Raw genomic sequence first — 21,043 nt, 5'->3', positions numbered from 1 at the left:
ATAGCGTTAACCATAGGCTGAGTTGCTAACAAAGACAAGTCGAAGCGTTGGATACGCTGTTTTGATGCAACCAGGACAGTAATTCAGGTATTGCCAATGCAGGTGCATACAAATAACCCTGCGCTATGCTGCAGCCCGCTTCTAATAGAAAATCCTGCTGTTGCGGGTGCTCCACACCTTCGGCGATCACATCCAGACCCAATGCTTTGGCCATGGCGATAATGGCCTGAGCAATTTGGGCGTCTTCGCTGTTGTCGGGCAGTTCATCAACAAAGCTGCGGTCAATCTTCAGACAATCGATCGGTAGTCGGCGCAAATAGGACAGTGAGGAATAGCCGGTACCAAAATCATCGATGGAAATACGAAAGCCTTGTTGTCGCAGGTGAGTGAGCAGGGCCAGAGTGGCATCAGCCTGCTCCGGGATCAGGCAGCTCTCAGTGAGCTCCAGTTCAATGCACTGAGGTGCAATCTGGGCTTGCTTTAACTGATGTTGCAAGCGGTGGCTAAATGTTGGATCCAGCAGTTGCATGGCCGAAATATTGACGGCAACCGGCATGGTCAGTTGGTAATGGCGAATATCACGGCAGACTTGAGTGATTACCTGATCACTGAGCAGGGAAATAAGCCCAAGCTTTTCCGCCAGCGGAATAAAACTGGCCGGGGAAATAAAACCATGCTCACGATGCTGCCAGCGTACCAGGGCTTCCAGACCGGTAACTGTGCCTGTTTTCAGGCAGACCTTCGGTTGGTAATAAACCTCCAGATGTTGCTGCTGCAGAGCCTGACGAAGTGCTTGCTCCAGTTTCAGCTCATTCTGTGTTTGTTGGCCTATGCTTTCCTGATAAAAACAAAACTGATTGCGGCCGGCATTTTTTGCTTGATACATCGCCACATCAGCATGCTTGATCAAGTGATCGGCGCTTTGCGCATCATCAGGGTAGACACTGATGCCAATGCTGGTGGTAAGAAAAAAATCCTGCTCCAATAAACGAAAGGGGTGTTCAAACTGACTAACCAGCCGTTTTGCCAGGCTGCTCAGCGAGTCGACGCTCTCTACTTCAGGCAATAAAATGGTGAATTCATCACCTCCCAACCGGGCGACAGATTCCCCCTCCCGAACCGTGGCCTGCAATCGTTTAGCCACTTCTTGTAAGGCATCATCACCGGCCTGATGTCCTAGTGTGTCATTAATACGCTTGAACAGATCCAAATCCAGAAACAGCACCGCCATCTGGTGTTGATGGCGATGGGCATTGGCCAGTGCCAGCTTAAGACGGTCCATAAACATCCGGCGATTGGCCAGACCGGTCAATTCATCCAGGTAGGCCAACTGATGAATCTTATTTTCCTGATATTTGCGTTCGCTGATATCGCTAAAAATAGCCGCAAATTGGCAAATATCACCATGTTCGCCCCGAATGGCGGTAATGGACAGCCACTCCGGGTAAATTTCGCCATTCTTGCGCTTGTTCCAGATCTCCCCTTGCCAGTGGCCTTGTTCCAGCAAGGTGGTCCAGAGTTTTTTATAAAAATCTTTATTGTGTAAACCGGAACTCAGCAGAGCAGGGGTTTGACCAATGGCTTCTTTGGCGCTGTAGCCGGTGAGCTGGCTGAAGCTGGGGTTGACGGATTCAATCACGCCATGCAGGTTGGTAATCATGATGCCATCCAGCGATGCATCAATCACTTTTTGTGCCAGTCGCAGGTAATCGGCCGAGGTGCGTAGCGCCTGATCGCGCATTTGCAGTGCCTGCTTCAGTTGCTCCACATAGGCGTACTCCACGTTAATCAGAATATCGCTGAACGACAGCAAACCGCAAATTTGCTTCTGTGGATTGCTCACAGCGATATGACGGAAGTTTTTTTCTTTCAGTAAGTCGACCGCTTGCAGCAAGCTGCAATCTGCCGTTACGGTTAGTACCGGACGTTTCGCCAGTTGCCACAACTCAGCATTGAAGTTGCCATCGGCAATCAGCCGGATTAAATCGCGTTCGGTAATAATGCCTGCACAACCATCCGGGTAGTCGACGATGGCCGCTTCGGCATTGTGCTGATGCATCATTTTAACCGCCTGATTCAGTGGCATACTGCTGGGTAAACAGAGTGGCGGTTTAGAGATGCTGGAGCCGACATCGCGCAATTTCAGGTAGTGCTCAATGCGCTGTTGGCGAATGATATCGCTTTGTGTCAGCATGCCAAGCGGTTGCTGCCGTTCATCCACTACCAACAAGCGGCGGATACGTTTTTGTAGCATCAGGCTGGCTGCCTGATTGAGGGGGGTATCCGCCTGCACATGAATGACCGGGCTGGTCATTAACTGCCAAATCGGCTGTTGGTAAGCATCGATTTGTTGGCAGTTCAGCCGCTTCGCATCGGCTTCAGTCCATATCCCCAGCACTTTACGATGCTCGGTCACCAGAATACAGCTGACCTGATTCTGATGCATCAGACGGGCGGCTTGTTGCACCGGTGTATCGGGTGGGCAGCTAATCAGTTGCTTGCTGATCAGCTTAGAGACACAAGGCTCAGGCTCCTGAGCCTTGACAAACAATTCGGTCAGATGAGCTACCACAAATCACCTTGGCTGAGTAAAAAACAGCCGGCAGTATAAGAGTGGGTGAACAGTTACTGTTTGATCCAGCGCAAAGCACTATCCCAAAATGGGTAAATTACGACCAGGTTGCCTGGGCAGCAGCCTAACGGCTGCTGCCAGCTTGAGATCAGGGGTTGTAAAACTCACCGGATTTACGCAGGTAGTAAAACCAGTTCAGTACCAGGCATAGTGCGTAGAACACGGCAAAACCGATCATTGCGTACTCTGGCGTTGCCGCTTTAATTTGCTCGCCAAAGACCTGCGGGATGTAGAAGGCCCCATAAGCGGCCACTGCTGAGGTCCAGCCCAGTACCGGGCCGGCTTGCTCTTTTGGGAACACTACAGCGATGGTTTTAAAAGTTGAGGCATTGCCAATACCACTGGCCGCAAAAAGCAGCAAGAACAGCAAGAAGAAGGGCATAAAGTACTGCTCTGGGGTAGCTGATTGATAGGCCTGCTGCATAAAATAGGCAGCACCCAGCGCTGCAATTACCATTACCACAGCACAGACCTGAGTCACCAGGGCTCCACCTAAACGGTCAGAAATCCAGCCACCGACCGGGCGTATCAAGGCGCCGATAAAAGGGGCTATCCAGGCATAGGTCAGCGCACTTGGCCCATTCGGGTTGGGCGTGTTGTGCGTCATCACGCCATCCACCATGATGTGGCTGTAGCCAAAAATCACCTGAATCGACAGCGGCAGGGCAGCGGCAAAGCCAATAAAGGAGCCAAAGGTCATCACGTACAGTACGCTCATCACCCAGGTGTGCTTGTTATTGAAGATACGGTATTGTCGCTCCAGGCTGGTGCGAATAGCTCCGGGCAGGAATTTCAATGCCATAACGGTGGCCAAAGGCACCAATACCAGCACGAGCTCTTTTGGAATACTAAAACCAGAGCCATTGGCCGACTCAGGTAAAATCAGCCACAAACCAAGCACCGAGGTGACTAAACCAATACCATACATCGCCAGTTGAATAGAGAAAGAGCCAACCGCACTCGGCAGTTTGGGGGTTACTTCCTCGGTGTGAATGTTGTTCATACCAAACCAGATAGCAAACGCCAAAGGAATCAGCAGCAACAGCCATAAAAAGCCGGCATTTTGCACCCAGGTCTCGCTGCCTGCGGGGATACTGCCAATCAGGGTGCCACTGGCCTTTTGCAGTACCATGGGTTCACCACCACCCAGCAAAGTAAAGGCACCGAAGGTCATAAAGAGAGGGATCAGGATCTGCATGGTGGTGACGCCGAAGTTGCCAAGGCCGGCATTCATGCCAAGGGCCAGGCCCTGTTTTTTCTTCGGGTAAAAAAAGCTGATGTTGGACATCGAGGCAGCAAAGTTACCGCCCCCAATACCGGACAGCAAGGCCATTAGTTGGAACACCCAGAGTGGGGTATTGGGATCCTGCAGCGCCATGCCGGTACCAAAGGCTGGGATCATCAGCAAACTGGTGGTTAAAAAGATGGTGTAACGCCCGCCGCACAGCCGGACGAAAAAGCTGGCCGGAATACGCAGGGTTGCCCCGCTAAGACCGGCAATGGCGGCCAGGGTAAAAAGCTCCGATGCCGAATAGGGAAACCCTAAATTAAGCATCTGCACACTGATAATGCTCCACATCATCCAGACCGCAAAACCACACAACAGGCTTGGAATGGAAATCCAAAGGTTGCGGGTGGCGATGCGGTTGCCTTCTTGCTGCCAGAAGGTATCGTTTTCCGGCTCCCATCGTTTTAGATCAGACATAGTCAGACTCCTGTTTGCTGATGTGCTAACTATGCGTGCAGTGGCCTTGGACAACAATGTAACTCTGGGGTTAGCTCCAATGCGCCATCAACTATACCTGGGTACCCACAAGTAGGTATCCACCTGCAAACTTAAAAAAATTAAATTTTAAAATCATATGGTTAAGATGCTCCTTTATTCTTTGTTTTGCTGCCATCCATGCTTGTTACCTGAGGGTAAATAGACCAAACTATGACTTGAATCAAAGAATCCAAGCCATAAATCGCGGCTAATAGCCGGATTAGAAAGCACCGATGGAGTAACCCATGAATTCTGAAGCGGCCAGCGTCATGCTGATTGATGATCATCCTTTATTGCGCAAAGGGCTCAGACAATTGCTGGAATATGAGGATGATCTGGATGTGGTGGCGGAAGCCAGCAGTGGTAAAGACGCTATCCCTATTGCCGTAGAGCTGGATCCGGATTTGATTATCCTGGATTTAAATATGCAGGGCATGGATGGACTGGCTACCTTGCAGGCGCTGCGTAAAGAAGGGGTGACTTCACGCATTGTGATGCTGACGGTATCGGATGCTGATGAAGATGTGGTGCAGGCCATTACACTGGGTGCTGATGGTTACCTGTTAAAAGATATGGAACCTGAGCAGCTGCTGGAACAGATTCGCCGCGCTGTGACCGGCAAAATGGTGCTCAGCGAGTCGGTCGCCGCGGTACTGGCTACGGCGCTTAGAAAACCCGGCCCCAAACCCAATGCTGAGCTGAATAGCCTGACCAACCGTGAGTATGAAATTCTAAGTTTGATAGCCAAAGGCATGAGCAATAAGGTGATTGCCCGTGAACTGGATATCTCCGATGGTACCGTGAAGGTGCATGTGAAGCATCTGCTGAAAAAGCTGGGGCTGCGCTCGCGGGTCGAAGCTGCGGTCTGGATGGTGAATCAGCAAGGAGCTAAGGCATGAGCATGATGCCGGTGCAAGATGCGATTGATGCCATGCTTAGCCAGGTAATGCCACTTGCTGACACCGAAACTGTGGGCTTAACCCGCGCACTGGATCGGGTATTGGCGCAGGATATTCGGGCGGACATCACAGTGCCAGCCTTTGATAATTCGGCGATGGATGGTTACGCGTTTCGATTTGCCGAGGCAGCAACGGGCAAATCATTGCCATTGGCAGGCATTGCACTGGCAGGCCATGCCTTTGAAGGAGAGATCCCTGCCGGCTACTGCGTGCGGATTACCACGGGTGCCGTTCTACCCGATGGGCTGGATACGGTGGTGATGCAAGAGCAGGTAGAGCAAACCAATGCAGGCATTCGGCTGCTGGATACCCCCAAAGCTGGTGAGCATGTGCGACGGGCCGGCGAGGATATTGCACCTGGTCAGTTATTGTTTTCCCAAGGGCATCGGTTAAACACTGTGGATATTGGTTTGTTGGCCTCGATTGGCCTGGCGGAAATTGTTGTGCTGCGCCGGCTGAAAGTGGCGGTGTTTTCCACGGGTGACGAGCTGGTCGCGCCAGGGCAGTCGTTGCCGGCGGGGCATTTGTACGATAGCAACCGTTATGTGCTGCAGGCGATGTTGCAGCGTTTAGGAGTGGCGGTGCTGGATTTAGGTTTGCTGCCGGACAAGCCCGAGCCCATTCGTCAGGCGATTTTGCGCGCCAGTGATGAAGCCGATGTGCTGATCACCAGTGCCGGGGTGTCGGTCGGCGAAGCCGATTACACCCGTCAGCTGCTGTCTGAGCTGGGCGATATTGGCTTTTGGAAGGTAGCGATGAAACCAGGCAAACCTTTTGCCTTTGGTACCCTGGGTAGCTGCTGGTTTTTTGGTTTACCCGGCAATCCGGTTGCCACGGTAGCCACCATGGATCTGCTGGTGCAACCGGTACTGCGCCGTTTGGCCGGTGAAAAGCGGTCGCAACCTGAAAGCTTGCAGGCCATCGCTTCTGAGCCTTTGAAAAAGTCCCCCGGCAGAGCAGACTTTCAACGCGGTTTTTACCAACAGCAGGATGGACAGTTGCAGGTGAAAGCCATTGGCAAGCAAAGCTCTGCCGTGCTTAGTGGCACCGCCAGAGCCAATTGCTACATAGCACTGGAGCAAGAGCAGGGGCCAGTGGCTGCTGGCGAAAAAGTCAGTATCCTGCCGTTTTATCAGATGTTGCGTTAGTCTTACTGCTTCGAGCCAGCCTGGGAAATGATTGGTGTTGAATGACCGCATCCTGGTCGCAGCAGGCGGCTCTTTGACAGCAGCTGGCTTGCGAAAAAAGCAGTGACTAACCATACTTGGCGCATCGATTTGGGACGAAAGAGGACCTCGTTTATGCTGCGCTCAGGCTTTTGTTACTGCCTACTACTGCTGGTGATCACATCCTTGTCTGCTTGGGCTGACAACAGGTCGGAGCCAGAAGCATCGGTTACGGTGTTTGACCAGGTGCAAGTGCTGCCAATGGACTCGGACCAGGTGCTCTCCAATCAGCGGGTGCTGGTTAAAGGCGATCGCATTGTCGCGGTAGCAGCTGCGGCGGAGCTGGAAATCCCACAAGGGGCAACGGTCATTGACGGCCAGGGCCGATACTTGCTGCCCGGACTGGCAGAAATGCATGGCCATGTGCCACCTACCGTTGATTTCAGTGGCATGCCCGCCCGTTATCTGGATGATGTGTTGCTACTCTATGTCGCCGGTGGTGTAACTACCGTGCGTGGCATGCTGGGCCATGAACATCAGCTGCGATTAAAAGACGATATTGCCACCGGCAAGCGGCTGGGGCCAACCTTGTATCTGGCGGGTCCCAGCTTTAATCAACATACGGTGACCTCACCAGAGCAAGCCCGCGAGCGCGTGCGCCAGCACAAAAGTGAGGGCTGGGACTTACTAAAAATTCACCCAGGCCTGAGCCTGGAGCAGTATCAGGCCATTGCCGATGAAGCCAAAATGCAAGGCATTGACTTTGCCGGCCATGTGCCGGAAGCCGTTGGGGTGGAGCAAGCGATTCAGCTTGGTAGTCGCACCATTGATCATCTGGATGGTTATATGGCGGCGCTGGGTGGTTTTGATACGCCTTTAACCGAGCAGGATATGGCGGAGCTGGTGGCCCTGACCAAAGCGCATCAGGTGGCGGTAGTGCCTACCCAGGCGTTATGGGAAACCATTATCGGCGCTGCTGATCGTGAGCTGCTGGAAAGTTTTGACGAGCTGAAATACATGCCAACCCGGGTGCTAAGCGGTTGGCGGCGCTATCTGGACGCGGCCAGTGGGGCCTATTACACCGGTGAAACAGCCGCTATTCATGCTGAAAACCGCCAGCGCTTGCTAAGTGCACTGTATCAGGCTGGGGTGACCATCCTGATGGGCACCGATGCACCGCAGCTGTTCAGTGTGCCGGGTTTATCCTTGCGCCGTGAGCTGCCATTGATGGCGGCTGCGGGCATGAGCCATTACGATATCCTGCGCAGTGGCACTGTGCTGGTGGGGGAGTATTTTGCCGAGCAGGATACTTTTGGCCTGGTAAAAGCCGGTCACCGGGCCGATCTGCTGCTGGTGGATGCCAATCCTTTGGATGACTTGTCGGCGCTGTACCAGCCAGCCGGTGTGATGGTGCGTGGGCAGTGGCTAAGCCGGGCAGAGCTGGATGCGAAACTGGCTGAAATAGCCGCCGCCCGCAGTGCCGAACAGCGAGGGCGTTAAGATGCTGTACTTTGCTTATGGCTCCAATCTATCGCTGGCCCGGCTGCGCCAGCGGGTACCGAGCGCTGAACGGCTTGGCGTGTACCGGCTACCTGGCTATCAACTGCGTTTTCATAAAGCCAGTACCGATGGTTCGGCCAAGTGCGATGCCTTTTTTACCGGTGATAGCAGCCATCAGGTGTTTGGTGCCGTCTATAAGATGGATCCGGCCGAGCGGCCGGTGTTGGATCAGGCAGAAAGCTTAGGCACCGGTTACAACGCCAAACAGGTTTGGGTGCAACACAGCGACGGTCACAGCCTGGAAGCGTTAATCTATTATGCCATCCGTATTCGGGATGATGTGATCCCATACGACTGGTACAAACATCATGTGCTGGTGGGGGCGCAGGAGGTGCAGTTGCCGGGCTATTACCTGCAAAGCATCGAAGCAGTGATGGCAGTGCCGGACCCGGACCGGCAAAGGGCCGGCAAGGAGTGGGCAATTCATGGTGTTCTCAGGGACACGAGCTAGAAGCGTCGCCACTGCCGATTGCGTTGGCTGGTTTGTACCCAACTGACTTCCAACCGATGGCTGGCCAGTATGGTTTCGCCTTGCTTAAGATAAAAGGTACGGGAGTTTGTTTCGACAAAGCGGTATTCAAATTCAATTCGCTGTTCTTGTTGCCAGCAGCGTAGTTGTTGCTGCTCCAAATACAGGCAAACTGGACTTTCTCCGGATAGTTGCCAGCGGAATTGCACAGTGGCATGGCAGTCCCGGCCTTGCTGCAGGGTGACGCAGGTGGCAGGCGAGGCAAAGAAGTCTTGCTCTGCCCGAACTTTTCCAACCCAAGTGAGCATAATCAGACTGAAACCTATAGATAGCCAGTAGTTAAAACACATAGCGAACACTGGAAAAACTCACAAGCTCCGGAGCACTGCGGGTGAGAGGACTGTGGGTAAAAGCGCTGGAGTAGAGGTTAACACCACTGCCTAGCTCGAAAATCCAGCGTTTGCTTAATGGGTAAGCCGCGATAGCACCCAGATGCAGGCGCTGGCCGGAACCGGCCTGGTAAACAGGACGATCTGGGCGTGCTTCAGCTTCAGTGACACCGTAATAATAATTTATCAAGCCAGAACGATACAGAGTTAGCTCGGTGCTCAGGTAGAGATCCCAGTTACTAAGCTCAAACCGGTAGCCATAGTAAAGCTCGGCAAAAAAATCGTAATGCGCAATTTGATCTTTTAATAGGTGCACTGAAAATAGACTGGCACCAGCCTGATGTTGAAATCGTATACCGACAGCAAAATCCGCTTTACGATCATCCAATCCTTCCAGGCCCGGGATGGATAGCTGCATTGGATCCCGGCTGGAGGCTGCGGTAAAGCCTAAATGATAATGGTTGATGGTGAGTGCCCATTGTTGCTGTTCTGTTTCATACAGGCGAAAACCAGCTACATCGGCAGCCACTGGTGAGATCCGCTTTTGGATCGGGCCAGGTTCAATAAAAAAACGTTTGTAGTTTACATACACAAAGATATGCAGATGCAAAGGGCCATTGATCTCGCTGTCCATACCTTTCAGTAAGCTCTTTGTGTACAGAGCGTAATTGCCAATATCAAGCTGCCATTCAAAATCGGAGGAAGCGGACGTCATCTTGGTTTGCTCTGCCTGCAAAGGTGCACTTAACAGGGTGCCTAGCAACAAGGTAAAGCGAAGTTGTTTCAACATCTTGTATTATCTGCTTCCATTGATACTGCCAGTGTGCCACAGCAGGTGCGTTGAAAGTGTATAAAAATTGTCAGCATGGCGGCAGTAATAAGTCAATTCGTGCCCCTCCTAATTGCCGGCAACGACTTACCTTCACGCTGCCCTGATGCCAATTGAGCACTTGCACCGCGATGGCAAGACCCAGCCCAAAGTGTTCACTGCTGTCTTTCCCTGTAATTTCAGAACTTTTTTTGTAAAAAGGCTCCAGTACCTTTTGTTGAATGCGGGCATCAATGCCCGGCCCATCGTCACTGATGCGGATACAGCAGTGTTGTTTGTTGCAGGCAAGCTCTATGCGGATCACCTGATGTGCATAACGGCAGGCATTGCTAATCACATTGCCAAGCGCCCGCTCCAGCCAATCAGCATGAATGCGAGGATGCAAGCAATGCTCTGGTCGCACCAGTATAAGTTGCAATTTTTTTTGTTGCAGCAATGGTTGATAGTGGTGCTGTACAGAATTCAACCAGTCGCTCAGTTCCAAGGCAGCAAATTGCAGTTTGCTGGCAGTACGAGATAAGCTGGCGTACTCCAAAAAAGAGTTGACCATACTTTCCATCCGATCGGCATCTTGCTCCAGACGCTTGAGATAGTGGTTTTTCTGCTCTGCCTGCCTGGCATCCAGCGCTGCTTCCAGGCCAAACCGAAAGCAGGCGAGTGGGGTGCGCAAATCATGCGACAGGCTGCTGGCCAGCAATTGGTTTTCCTGCATTAACTGATCAATCTGACTAGCCATGCGGTTAAAGCTTTGCTCCAGACTGGGAATGTAACTGAAGCGGGATAAGGGCATCCGGACCTTGGTATCACCAGAGCCGAAACGTTCCGCCAGTCGCGTCAGAAGATTTAATCGCTTGAGCAGTGGGTACAGCCAAAGCATCAGCAGCAGGGCCATGCCAAAGTACAGGCTGATAGTCAGCCACAGGCTCAGTGGATGATGCGGATCTTCATCATCCAGTGGCAGTCGTAGCAGCCACTGTGGATGTGCGCTTAGCTGGCGCAGTAAATACAATTGCTGGTTACTGGCCAGCAGTAACCCCTCTGGCTCGGTCAGTTGATGCTGCAACTCTATGGGCAACTGGATATTGCTCATGGCTTGCAATTGCAGAGGTAATTGCCAGGCCACACTTTGTTGCTCAATAAAAGCGGCCAATTGCGCAGTGGATAAACCGGCAGTTTGCTGATCCAGTTGCAGCATTAATTTACCAGCTAACTGTTGGTAGCCAGGTTCCGGTAGCTCATCCTGATGCACTATTTGGTCCAGTAGCTGACTCAGTAGAAATAGCGATAGTAATGTGGTGCACAACAAACCTAGCAGTAAACGGCTCATAGCGCGTCCCAGGCATCGGTCACAAACAAATAACCTTTGCCCCAGATGGTTTTAATCCGGCGAGGGGCCGCGGCATCATCCTGTAATTTCCGTCGCAATGAGGAGATCAACATATCTACCCGGCGGTCCAGACCGTCGTATTCACGGCCAGTCATGCTTTGGAAAACATCTTCTCTGCTGACCACCTGGCCGCCCCGGCTGGCAAGCAGCCACAGCAGTTGAAACTCATTACTGGTCAACGGCACCTCATACTGGTTCAATTGCACCCGATGTGATTTACGATCCAACATCAGCAAACCAAAATGCAATTGCGCAACGTCATTGTTGGCTAATGAGGTTGTGTTTTGCCGCAAGACAGCATGGATACGAGCTAACAAAGCTCTGGGGCGAATGGGTTTGATCAGATAATCGTTAGCCCCAAGCTCCAGCCCAAGCACCTCATCAAATTCTTCTCCTTGTGCGGTTAGCATGAGAATAGGGACTTCACTGTGCTGGCGGATATGTCGGCATAACTCCAAACCGTTTACCCCCGGCAACATCAGATCAAGCAGAATAACATCTGGTTCCAGGCTGGCCCATTCAGCCATAGCCTGATCGCCTGTTGCCAAGTGAGTAACCTGCAAGCCTTTGGTTTGAAGAAAGTCACGGATCCAGGTCGCCAAAGACAGATCATCTTCCACCAGTAGCACCGATGTTGCTGTCATTTCACTCTTGTTCCTTTGCATGTGCGTTGTCAGAACCATAGTTTCATCCCAACATAGGGGAAAATGCCCAGGTCTACATCTTTGTTGATGCGATAGCCTTCCGGCTCTTTTGCATCGTGCAACAGATAGTAGCCAGAGACATTGTTGCGATTCAATACATTTCGGATGGCAAAAGTAAACTCTGCTGGATAACTGAAAATGTTGGCGCTACGTTTTGCTTCAATATCCAGCCTATGGTAGTAAGGTAAGCGCTTACTATTGAACTCACCATAGATGGGGAGTAAATAGCCCTCATAGTGCGGGTTTGGTTTGACACCAATAATAGGGGAATACAGCATACCAGAGCGGCCGGTCAGCACAGCAGCATACTGCCAGTGGTTGCCTGGCCGGTAGTTGATGACGGCACTTAACACCAAGGGCGTTTCCATCCGGTAACGACTTTTTTGTCCGCTGTTCGGATCATAGCGACTGGAATGCGAATAACTTGCTGACAGCCAGCCACTCCAGCGGCCGTCGCCCAGGGCTTCGAGCAGCAGTTCGATACCTTTGCTTTCACCACGCATATCGCTGACATAGCGGAGTTGTTGTGGATCTTGTGCTACCGGAATCGCTCTGGCCAGTCGGTGCATGGTTTGTTGGTACAGATCCAACCGCAGTCGCCAGTCATGATTGAGCTGAAGTTGGGCTGCCAGGTTGTAATGGTTGGCCATGGGGGTATCCAAATCTGGATTGCCAATACGTGGCAGTATTTTCTCCAGATCGGCCAGGCGTTGGTGGCGACCAGCAGATGCGATCAGTTCCAATTGTGGCACAGGAAACCAGTGAATACTGGTTCTGGGCTGCAAGCTCGATTGATTGGTATAGTCCTGGGTTTCGTAGCGACTACCCAGTACCCACTGCAGTGACGGGTGCAGCTGCCACTCGGCGCTGATGAAAGCCGCTTTGCTTTGTATTTTTAGCGTATCCTGATCCTGTTCCCTACCGCCTCGGTTGTCATCGCAATCGGCTTGGTGATCCGTGCAGTAGTACAAAATGGCATCGAACTGATAGTCCAGCTCCAGTCGGTCCAGCTCGATGCCTGTTATCAATTGAATCGTGCCAGTCAGCGGCTGGTGCCAGTGCAGGGCCAGTTGCTGACGTTGCTCTTTGGAGCGGATAAATTGCTCATCACCATAACCAAAATGTTCATTTTCGGTCAGATTGGCTGCGCGAAGCACCCATTGTTGCCGTGGTGCTGCAAAAAATTCATAGCTTAATTGCTGACTATGCCAACTGCTGTTCAGAAACAAATCGCCGATATACTCGGGATTGGTGCGTCCAGCTTCTGAGGCTTCCGATAAATTCAAACCGGCTTTTTCAGAAGCACCCAGTGCTGTGAGGGTCCACTTATGCTGAGTGCCGGGTCGCCACTGGTAACGCAGCTGATAATCATCCAACACAGGCACTCGGGTGATGTTTTCGCCATCGTCCAGTTCATCGTTTTCCGTTATAAAGTACTGAATGGTACTGCGCCGGTATCCAGCATAAAAAGATTGATTATCATTCAGTGCGCCCTCAACCAGAAAAGAAGTTCTAAGCATATTCAAGTCTAAAACAGCACCTGGCTTTTGCTGCTTGGGGTCCCGTAACTCGGCAGCAAAGACCCCCCCGGTTGCCCAGCCGTATTTAGCAGCATAAGCGGCTGAGTGCAGTTTGAAATCGCGCAGCAGTTCCGGATTCAGGGCACTACCATAGATAACATTCACCAAAGGGCCGGTGCGCTGCCCATCAAGTAAAAAAGTGGTATCATCTGGTGAGGTCCCTCGCACCACAGGTTGTCCAAATTGGCTTTGCACTACACCAGGCAAAGTATAAATAGCTTCCATCGGATCGCCCATCAAGCCAGCGACAGACAAAAGTCGTTGTGTTTGTTCGGTTGCTTCACTTTGCGCCTGGTTGCGTCGGCCAATAACATCCAGGCGCTCCACCGAACTCACTTCCGGGGTAGTCATGGTAGCGCCAGGGTTGGTCGCTGTACCTACCAATGCTGCAGCCACTCCTGTGGCAAGCAGAGAAAGTGTTATCATGCTGTTTCTCCTTGTTTTGATGCTGCTATTATCAATGCTTATCAACAGTTGATCTGTGCCGACTTTGTGGCTGAAATGTCAGATTGTGTAGAGGAGCCTCGGTGTGAAGTGAGCAGATTGAGGCGTTCGTTAGGCTTTTTTTCGAATTTTAGAGGGGCGTGCTAAATGCATGAATTTGATGATTTAAAAATCTTGTTTCAGGCGCGTAGCCCACTGATCCTCATTGAAACCTATGAAGAATTACGGGCTTTGCAACTGATCCGGCGGTTGGCGGTAAATTTATTCCGGCCCTTGTTTCAGTGGACTTGCACGGAAGGTTTAAGGCGGCTGGATGTACCTTCAGAAGCGCAGAGCTTTAATAGTGAGCCCCATCAAGTGTTGTCGCAGATCAAGGGGACGAAGAGTCCGGGTATTTATGTGCTCTGTGATTTTCATCCATTTTTATCTGAACCCAGGCATATCCGTTTTTTAAAAGAAATTGCTTTATTGCATGATACGGTTGGTCATACGGTGGTACTGCTAAGTCACTCACTTAGCGTGCCGCCAGAGCTTGCGCGCTTGAGTTATCGTTTTGAGCTGCATTTACCCAGTGATCAGCAAATCCGGCAACTGGTGTTGGAGGCTGCGGAGCTGTACCAGCAAAAAAGTGGTGAGCTGGCCGATCTGGAACCCGTGTCAGTGCAACAACTGGTGCAGAACCTGCGAGGCCTGACGTTTGAAGAGGCCAAACGACTGGCCTATAAAGCCATCGCTAATGATGGTGCCATCACTGCGGCGGATGTCAGCCGTGTCAATAGCGCCAAGTTTCGCCTGTTACAAACCGATGGCGTGCTCAGCCAGGTGTATGATACCCGCTCATTGGATGATGTGGTGGGGCTTAGCAACCTGAAAAACTGGTTGCTGCAGCGTCGTCACGCTTTTATTGAACAGCAGCGTGATACCCCCAAAGGTGTGTTGTTAACCGGAGTACAAGGTACTGGTAAAAGTCTTGCAGCCAAAGCGATTGCCGGTGCTTTTGGTGTGCCTTTGCTCTGTCTGGATATGGCCAGCCTGTACAATAAGTACATTGGTGAAACTGAAAAGAATCTGCGTCAGGCGTTGCAACTGGCGGATGCCATGGCACCATCCGTGTTGTGGATTGATGAAATCGAAAAAGGCCTTAGCTCAGGTCAGGGCGATCAAGGGGTAGGCCGCCGCTTACTAGGTACTTTACTCACCTGGATGGCAGAGCGTAAAGCTCAGGTTTTTCTGGTAGCTACCGCTAACAACATTCATGAGCTGGCACCGGAATTACTGCGCAAGGGCCGTTTTGATGAACTGTTTTTTGTTGACTTACCTGAAGAAACAGAGCGTTTGGCTTTGCTGCAGTTGCATCTGACCAGACGCAATACGGAACTTGAGCCAGCAGCCTTGCAAGCTTGTTTGGCGTTGACCGAAGGCTTTTCGGGTGCCGAATTAGAGCAAGCTGTAGTGGGGGCTACCTTTCGAGCTCACAGCGCCGGTGAAGAGCTCGCTGCCAGCCATCTGGCGCAAGAGCTCAGCCAAACCCAACCCTTATCGGTAGTCATGGCTGAATCTGTTATGGCGCTGCGGCATTGGGCCAGCTCGCGCTGTGTTCGGGCTTGAGGGTGACGGCATGATGTACAAGCACCAGTTGCGAAACTTTTATATCCCGGAAGAGCAATCGTTTTATCTGCTGAACGCGAACGATGCCCGTAAATTAAAAGAGTGGGTAGCGCTCTGTATATCTGAGTTGGAAAAGCTGGGCTATCAGCAGATCGAACTGATTGGCAAAGGGGCTTATGGCTTTGCGTTTGCCGGGGTCAGCTTGCAGGGGGAACAGTGCGTCTTTAAATTCTCCCGTATAACCTTGCCACTTCACATTCAGGAACGTTTAGCGGATGAGGCCTATATGTTGTCGCAGGTGCAGCATCCGGCCGTCCCTCGTTACATTACCTATCAGTTGATTAAAAAGCAGGGCATTCTGATGATGGGGCGAGCCAGGGGCATTGATCTGGAACAGTACAGCCTGAAGCATGGGCGTTTGTCAGCTCGCTTGCTGGTAAAATTGGCAGTGCAGTTGGCAGAATTGCTGCAGTTGCTGCGCCAGCATAAAAAAGATGGCTTGTCTGCGCCAATAGTGCACGGTGATATCAAACCCTCCAATCTGGTGTTCGACAGTGAGACTGAGCAAATCAGCCTGGTGGATTGGGGTTCATCGGTGTTTGCGCAAACGGATGAGCAGGGCCAGTTTATCAGCAACGATGTGATGGGCCTGATGTCCGCTGATTTACAACACTCCAATGCCCGCTTGGGGGATGTCTATTTTATTGGGCCAGAGCAGCGTAGCGGCGCCTTATCCAGCCCTCGTTTTGATGAGCAAGGAGCTGCCAGTACACTCTATGCATTGGCCTCAGGACAGTCCTGCCGTTTTGGTTACAAAGCCATTCCAGCCAGAAGTCTTGGTTTGCCACAGGCCTTCGCTACCATGCTCGATTCCCTCTTGTCTGAAGATGTGCAATTACGGAATCAGGCCGGGGATTACTTTTTGCAGCAGATGCCTTTTATGCAGCAGTTGGTGCTGCCTGAGCTGCCACTGTTTGACGACAAGCCATTGTTGCCTGTCTGGGTGAGCCCAATCCGGCATGATCTGGATACCGTGGTCTACTCCTCACGCAAGTCTTTTTTACGTGAACACAGTGTCGAGGATGGTATTGGTTTTGTGGATGATGCCCAATTGGAGCGTTACTACAAAAATTATTTAGAAGGTATGGGCGATACGGAAAAAGCCTTTATTGCTGCTGTCAGCCGCTTGGCCCGCTATCCTGTAGTGGGCGGTTTGGCTATCCATTGGCAGCCAAAGGGGGTGTACATTGACTCGAGCCTGAATTTATACGATGACAGCTTACTAACGGCTTTTGCACTGGCGGTGAATAATGTGGTGCAACTGGCTCAGGCTATCGGACGGGTAGGTATTTTCAAAGCCTGTTTATTCAATGCCAGAAATACGATCCATATTAGCCGGGAAACAATGGCTCATCCGTTTATAGCGCCTGAAGGGGCTAAAATCCCGTACCGCATTGCGCCGGTATTAAGCAGTGATGCATCCAGCAAGCAACATTCGTATTTTGAAGATGGCAAAGATCCGGATGAACAGTTGATTCTGCCAGATTGTATTATGGATGATATTGCCCGTTTGAATTTAATACGCCATACCGGCTGTCTGATATTTGAAGTGACCCCCTTGTATATGAAAATCCACAGTTATTATCGTCTGCTGGATGTAACTGCGGAAACTGAGTTTGCCAGGTTACTGGCCAGCATCTTACAAAAAGTACCGCAAATTACCGGGGAAGGCGTTGGAGGCTTTATGAAGCTGCCACACAAAGATACCCGCTTTTTTCAGCATCAGTTGATGCAGGTTACGCGTTATTATCCGATGAATCCAAAAGGCTGGACAGCTGCTGATGCGACCTAACTGTTTATTTTATCTTCATCAACCAGAGCAATTGCGGCTTTTGGTAAAGAAATGGTTTAATTTTTCGGCCAAACCAAGTAATGTTAGGCCTTTGAAGCCTTGTTAGATTTGAAGTATGAGCACACCGGATACTGAGCTTTACCCACTTCTGTTGCAGCAGGCCGCTGCACTTATTCAGGATGAACCCGATCTGATCGCTAAAATGGCCAATCTGAGTGCATTAATTTATCACAGCTTGCCCGAGTTAAACTGGGCTGGTTTTTACATTATGCGTGACGGAGAACTGGTGCTGGGGCCATTCCAGGGCAAAGTTGCCTGTGTGCGGATCCCGGTTGGCAAAGGTGTTTGTGGCACGGCAGTAGCCACTGGAGAAACCCAGCGCATTGCAGATGTGCATGCCTTTCCCGGGCACATTGCCTGTGATGCGGCCAGTGAGTCTGAGTTGGTTATTCCTGTTCGGGACAGGGCAGGTATCGTTGCCGTACTGGATATCGATAGTCCTGTTTTAAACCGGTTTAGTGCTATGGATCAGCAGATGTTAGAGCAATTAGTCAGCTTGTTGGAGCATAGCCTGGTATGAAAGCTTTGATGCTGGTACAGGATTATTTGTTCAGTCCGCGGGATGTCGGAGACTGGGATGGTGAAGAAGAGTTGGTCGCTGATCAGATGAATGCCATTTATCATGCCGTTTGGTCGCTCATTCCGGATGATACTGCAACCAGCCAGGTCGAAAGTTTGTTAAGTCAGCTGTGGCAACAGTTATCAGCAGATTCTTTATTGCTTGAAGCAAGTGAAGATGAGCTGATTGACTGGTCCACAGCCTTTGTAGAGAATCAACTGACAGCCGAAATTGATCAGTTGGATGAGGATGATGAAGAGTAATTTTGCATGACTACCCCCAATACTGATAGAGAGCCACAAGCAACGCCAGTGAAACTTAGCACGGTGAAAGAAGTGATTGCGTATTTAGCAACCCAGTATCCTCAGTGCTTTTCGATTGAAGGACCTGCCAAGCCATTAAAGGTTGGAATTTTTCAGGATCTGGCAACAGGGATCGCTGAAGATAGTCCCATCAGCAAAACACAGCTGCGCCAGGCCCTGCGTGTTTATACCTCCAGTTGGCGCTACCTTGAATCCATTCAGCCAGACATTGCTCGGGTCGATTTGCAAGGTGCAGAAGTTGCTAAGATTGATTCGCAACAAGCTGAGCACGCTGCGAAGACACTAGCCGAAAGCAAAGCCAGAGCTGCGGAATTACGGAAACAGCGCGCCAAAGTTGCTCAGGCTGAAAAAGCAGACAAGAAAACGACCAATACCCCAAATAAAAAGACTGTGAACAAAAAGCCCTCTGGCCGTTCTAACCAACAGGTTCTAAAATCTAAAGTAAACCAACCGCAACCTTCGAAGGTACAACATTCTGTCCAGGCAAATTTGGCGGTAGTTTCTGAAGCAGAACTAAAAGCAGGTGTGCATGTATTGGTGCGTTTAGGTCAAGCACCGATGCCAGCTACTGTAGTTGAAGTGACCCGCAACGATGTGACTGTACAATTGCAATCAGGTATGGTGATAAAAACCAACCGTGACAGCTTGTTCCAGCAGGAATAAAAAGTCACGGCCAAGTAGATGAGAGTATTATGAGACAAACTTTTGCTTTATTGATGGTGTTGGTTCTGTGGCAATCCAGTGTCTGGTCGACAGAACAGGAGGAACAGCAGAGTACTGAGCTCCCTGTGCTGGTACAAGAGTCCCAACATGCCACGGCCAGCAAACGTATCTCAACTCTTTTTACGCGTGGTCATTATGCACCTGTCCAGTTGGACGAGGCTTTTTCTGAACGGGTATTTGAACGCTTCTTAAAAAGCCTCGATTACAATAAGACGATCTTACAGCAAGCCGATATTGAGCGCTTTGAACGTCATCGCCTTCAGTTTGCCGATGCGTTGAATAAAGGCAACCTGGCGTTCGCTTTTGATATGTTCAACCTTAGCCTGCAGCGTCGTTATGAGCGTTTTGGCTTTGCCTTAGAGCTACTGGAAACTGAATTTGATTTTGAAGAGGCCGATCACTACGTCTACGACCGTGAAGAAGCTGATTGGGCAGCAAACTCGGCTGAACTTGATGAGCTGTGGCGGCAACGAGTTAAATTTGACACCCTTAATCTGAAACTCACCGGCAAAACCCAGGAAGAGGCAAAAGAGTTGCTGGAGCGTCGCTATTCCAACGCCCAAAAACGTTTGCTGCAAACCAACAATGAAGATGTGTTTCAGTTGATTATGAATGCCTACGGTCGCAGCATCGAAGCGCATACCTCTTATCTGTCGCCACGCAATGCCGAGCGCTTCCAGCAGGATATGAATTTATCGTTGGAAGGTATTGGCGCGGTGCTGCGGGCAGAAGATGATTACACCGTCATTCAGAGCCTGGTGCCCGGAGGCCCGGCCGATTTAACTCAGCAGCTCAAGCCTAAAGATCGCATTATCGGTGTTGCACAGGCTGATGAAGAGTTTGTGGATGTGATTGGTTGGCGCTTGGACGATGTGGTGGAACTGATTAAAGGCCCCAAGGGAAGTACTGTGCGCTTGCAAGTACTGAGTGGTGGTTCGGTTGTATCTGGAAATACCGAAGTGGTTTCCATTACGCGGGATAAAATCCGGCTGGAAGACCGAGCTGCCAAAGGTGAAGTCTTTGAGCCGCTATTATCCGAGCTGGATAAGCGCATCGGTGTTATCACCATTCCTGGATTTTACAACAACTTGTCTGAGGATGTGAAAAAAGAGCTGGCGAAACTGCAGGAAGCCAAGGTAGATGCCATTATCATCGATTTACGTGGCAATGGCGGTGGCTCCTTGCAAGAAGCAACCTTGCTCACGGGGCTTTTTATTGATCGTGGTCCGGTGGTGCAAATTCGTGAAGGCTCTGGCCGGATCTCTGTCAGCCAGGATCGGGATGGTGTCAGTTACTACGATGGTCCATTGACGGTGTTGGTTGATCGTTTCAGTGCTTCGGCCTCAGAGATATTTGCAGCCGCGATGCAAGACTATGGCCGCGCCCTTGTCGTAGGTGAGCAAACCTTTGGCAAAGGGACAGTGCAGCAACATCGTGGGCTTGGGCGTATTTACGATATGTTTGAAAACTCACTGGGCAGTGTGCAATACACCATTGCCAAGTTTTACCGCATTGATGGTGGCAGTACCCAGCACCGAGGCGTGATCCCGGATATTGCTTTCCCATCAGCGATTGACCCGGAAGACTGGGGAGAAAGCCGTGAAGAAAATGCGCTGCCATGGGATTCAATACCTGCTGCACGTTATCAGCAACTGGACTCATTGCAACCATACCTGCCGGTGCTACTGCAACGGCATCAGGGGCGGATAGCGACCAATCCAGAGTTTGCCTATCTGGCCGATGATATTGAGGAGTATCGTCGTCAACGGGATGAAAAATCAGTTTCTTTGGTCAAAGCAGAGCGGGTGCAGCAGCGTGAGGAGCGTGAGCAACGGCAGTTGGCGCGCACTAATGCCCGTCTTGCTTTGCTAGGCAAGGAGCCTGTTGAAAACCTGGATGACTTGCCGGAAATATTGAATGAGTTGGATCCATTGTTGGAAGAAACTGTGTTGATTACCGCAGACTTTCTGCAACTGGGACGTTACGCGAAACAATAAAACAACTGAAAAAGCTGGCGACCAGGGTCGCCAGCTT

General features: G+C 51.0%; 17 protein-coding genes. 10 read left to right on the top strand and 7 right to left on the bottom strand.

Annotation, left to right across the window (positions count from 1 at the left end; translation table 11 throughout):
- Positions 1 to 25 precede the first annotated feature (25 nt).
- Positions 26 to 2,572: an EAL domain-containing protein gene (locus ABC502_RS09410; RefSeq protein ID WP_345915704.1), complete on the bottom strand. Its 2,547-nt coding sequence runs from the start codon at positions 2,570 to 2,572 to the stop codon at positions 26 to 28.
- Positions 2,573 to 2,720: 148 nt separating this feature from the next.
- On the bottom strand, positions 2,721 to 4,337 hold the full coding sequence (locus tag ABC502_RS09405) for an MFS transporter (protein ID WP_330086871.1): 1,617 nt from the start codon (positions 4,335 to 4,337) through the stop codon (positions 2,721 to 2,723).
- A 305-nt stretch (positions 4,338 to 4,642) separates the two neighbouring features.
- On the opposite strand from ABC502_RS09405, the gene narL reads away from it, so the two are divergent.
- The 4 genes from narL (at position 4,643) to ABC502_RS09385 (ending at position 8,533) form a co-directional block, all read left to right on the top strand.
- Positions 4,643 to 5,296 (top strand): two-component system response regulator NarL, encoded by a 654-nt coding sequence (gene narL, locus ABC502_RS09400; protein WP_330086872.1) that lies wholly within the window; start codon positions 4,643 to 4,645, stop codon positions 5,294 to 5,296.
- Positions 5,293 to 6,504 (top strand): gephyrin-like molybdotransferase Glp, encoded by a 1,212-nt coding sequence (glp, locus tag ABC502_RS09395; protein ID WP_345915703.1) that lies wholly within the window; start codon positions 5,293 to 5,295, stop codon positions 6,502 to 6,504. The genes narL and glp overlap by 4 nt, the downstream gene beginning before the upstream one ends.
- Before the next feature lie 279 nt (positions 6,505 to 6,783).
- Complete coding sequence (locus tag ABC502_RS09390; RefSeq protein ID WP_345915702.1) at positions 6,784 to 8,022, top strand: amidohydrolase family protein; 1,239 nt, start codon at positions 6,784 to 6,786, stop codon at positions 8,020 to 8,022.
- Position 8,023: 1 nt separating this feature from the next.
- Entirely contained in the window at positions 8,024 to 8,533 is a 510-nt protein-coding gene (locus tag ABC502_RS09385) for a gamma-glutamylcyclotransferase family protein (RefSeq protein WP_345915701.1), read from the top strand.
- Here ABC502_RS09385 and ABC502_RS09380 read toward each other — a convergent pair.
- From ABC502_RS09380 to ABC502_RS09360, 5 genes are all read right to left on the bottom strand, one after another.
- Positions 8,530 to 8,859, bottom strand: a complete 330-nt coding sequence (locus tag ABC502_RS09380; protein ID WP_345915700.1) for a DUF3019 domain-containing protein — start codon at positions 8,857 to 8,859, stop codon at positions 8,530 to 8,532. The genes ABC502_RS09385 and ABC502_RS09380 overlap by 4 nt on opposite strands.
- Before the next feature lie 31 nt (positions 8,860 to 8,890).
- On the bottom strand, positions 8,891 to 9,730 hold the full coding sequence (locus ABC502_RS09375; protein ID WP_345915699.1) for a MipA/OmpV family protein: 840 nt from the start codon (positions 9,728 to 9,730) through the stop codon (positions 8,891 to 8,893).
- Positions 9,731 to 9,800: 70 nt separating this feature from the next.
- Complete coding sequence (locus tag ABC502_RS09370) at positions 9,801 to 11,096, bottom strand: HAMP domain-containing sensor histidine kinase (protein WP_345915698.1); 1,296 nt, start codon at positions 11,094 to 11,096, stop codon at positions 9,801 to 9,803.
- Entirely contained in the window at positions 11,093 to 11,800 is a 708-nt protein-coding gene (locus tag ABC502_RS09365) for a response regulator transcription factor (RefSeq protein ID WP_345915697.1), read from the bottom strand. The genes ABC502_RS09370 and ABC502_RS09365 overlap by 4 nt, the downstream gene beginning before the upstream one ends.
- A gap of 29 nt (positions 11,801 to 11,829) precedes the next feature.
- Entirely contained in the window at positions 11,830 to 13,866 is a 2,037-nt protein-coding gene (locus tag ABC502_RS09360; RefSeq protein WP_345915696.1) for a TonB-dependent receptor, read from the bottom strand.
- A 165-nt stretch (positions 13,867 to 14,031) separates the two neighbouring features.
- Between ABC502_RS09360 and ABC502_RS09355 the strand changes: the two genes are divergently transcribed.
- The 6 genes from ABC502_RS09355 to prc all read left to right on the top strand — a co-directional run bounded on the left by ABC502_RS09355 (position 14,032) and on the right by prc (position 21,006).
- Complete coding sequence (locus ABC502_RS09355) at positions 14,032 to 15,492, top strand: AAA family ATPase (protein ID WP_330086877.1); 1,461 nt, start codon at positions 14,032 to 14,034, stop codon at positions 15,490 to 15,492.
- A 13-nt stretch (positions 15,493 to 15,505) separates the two neighbouring features.
- Positions 15,506 to 17,344, top strand: coding sequence for a protein kinase (locus ABC502_RS09350; protein WP_345915973.1), 1,839 nt, complete (start codon positions 15,506 to 15,508; stop codon positions 17,342 to 17,344).
- 115 nt (positions 17,345 to 17,459) lie between these two features.
- On the top strand, positions 17,460 to 17,924 hold the full coding sequence (locus ABC502_RS09345) for a GAF domain-containing protein (RefSeq protein ID WP_330086878.1): 465 nt from the start codon (positions 17,460 to 17,462) through the stop codon (positions 17,922 to 17,924).
- Positions 17,921 to 18,226: a hypothetical protein gene (locus ABC502_RS09340; protein ID WP_345915695.1), complete on the top strand. Its 306-nt coding sequence runs from the start codon at positions 17,921 to 17,923 to the stop codon at positions 18,224 to 18,226. Before ABC502_RS09345 ends, ABC502_RS09340 begins: the two co-directional genes overlap by 4 nt.
- A 6-nt stretch (positions 18,227 to 18,232) precedes the next feature.
- Entirely contained in the window at positions 18,233 to 18,949 is a 717-nt protein-coding gene (gene proQ, locus ABC502_RS09335; RefSeq protein WP_330086880.1) for an RNA chaperone ProQ, read from the top strand.
- A 29-nt stretch (positions 18,950 to 18,978) separates the two neighbouring features.
- Entirely contained in the window at positions 18,979 to 21,006 is a 2,028-nt protein-coding gene (prc, locus tag ABC502_RS09330) for a carboxy terminal-processing peptidase (protein WP_345915693.1), read from the top strand.
- Positions 21,007 to 21,043 lie beyond the last annotated feature (37 nt).

This window comes from Alkalimonas sp. NCh-2 (assembly GCF_039631345.1).
GTDB classification, from domain to species: domain Bacteria; phylum Pseudomonadota; class Gammaproteobacteria; order Enterobacterales; family Alteromonadaceae; genus Alkalimonas; species Alkalimonas mucilaginosa.
Note: the sequence above shows the minus strand (reverse complement) of the source record. Positions and strands in the feature narration are given on the sequence as shown.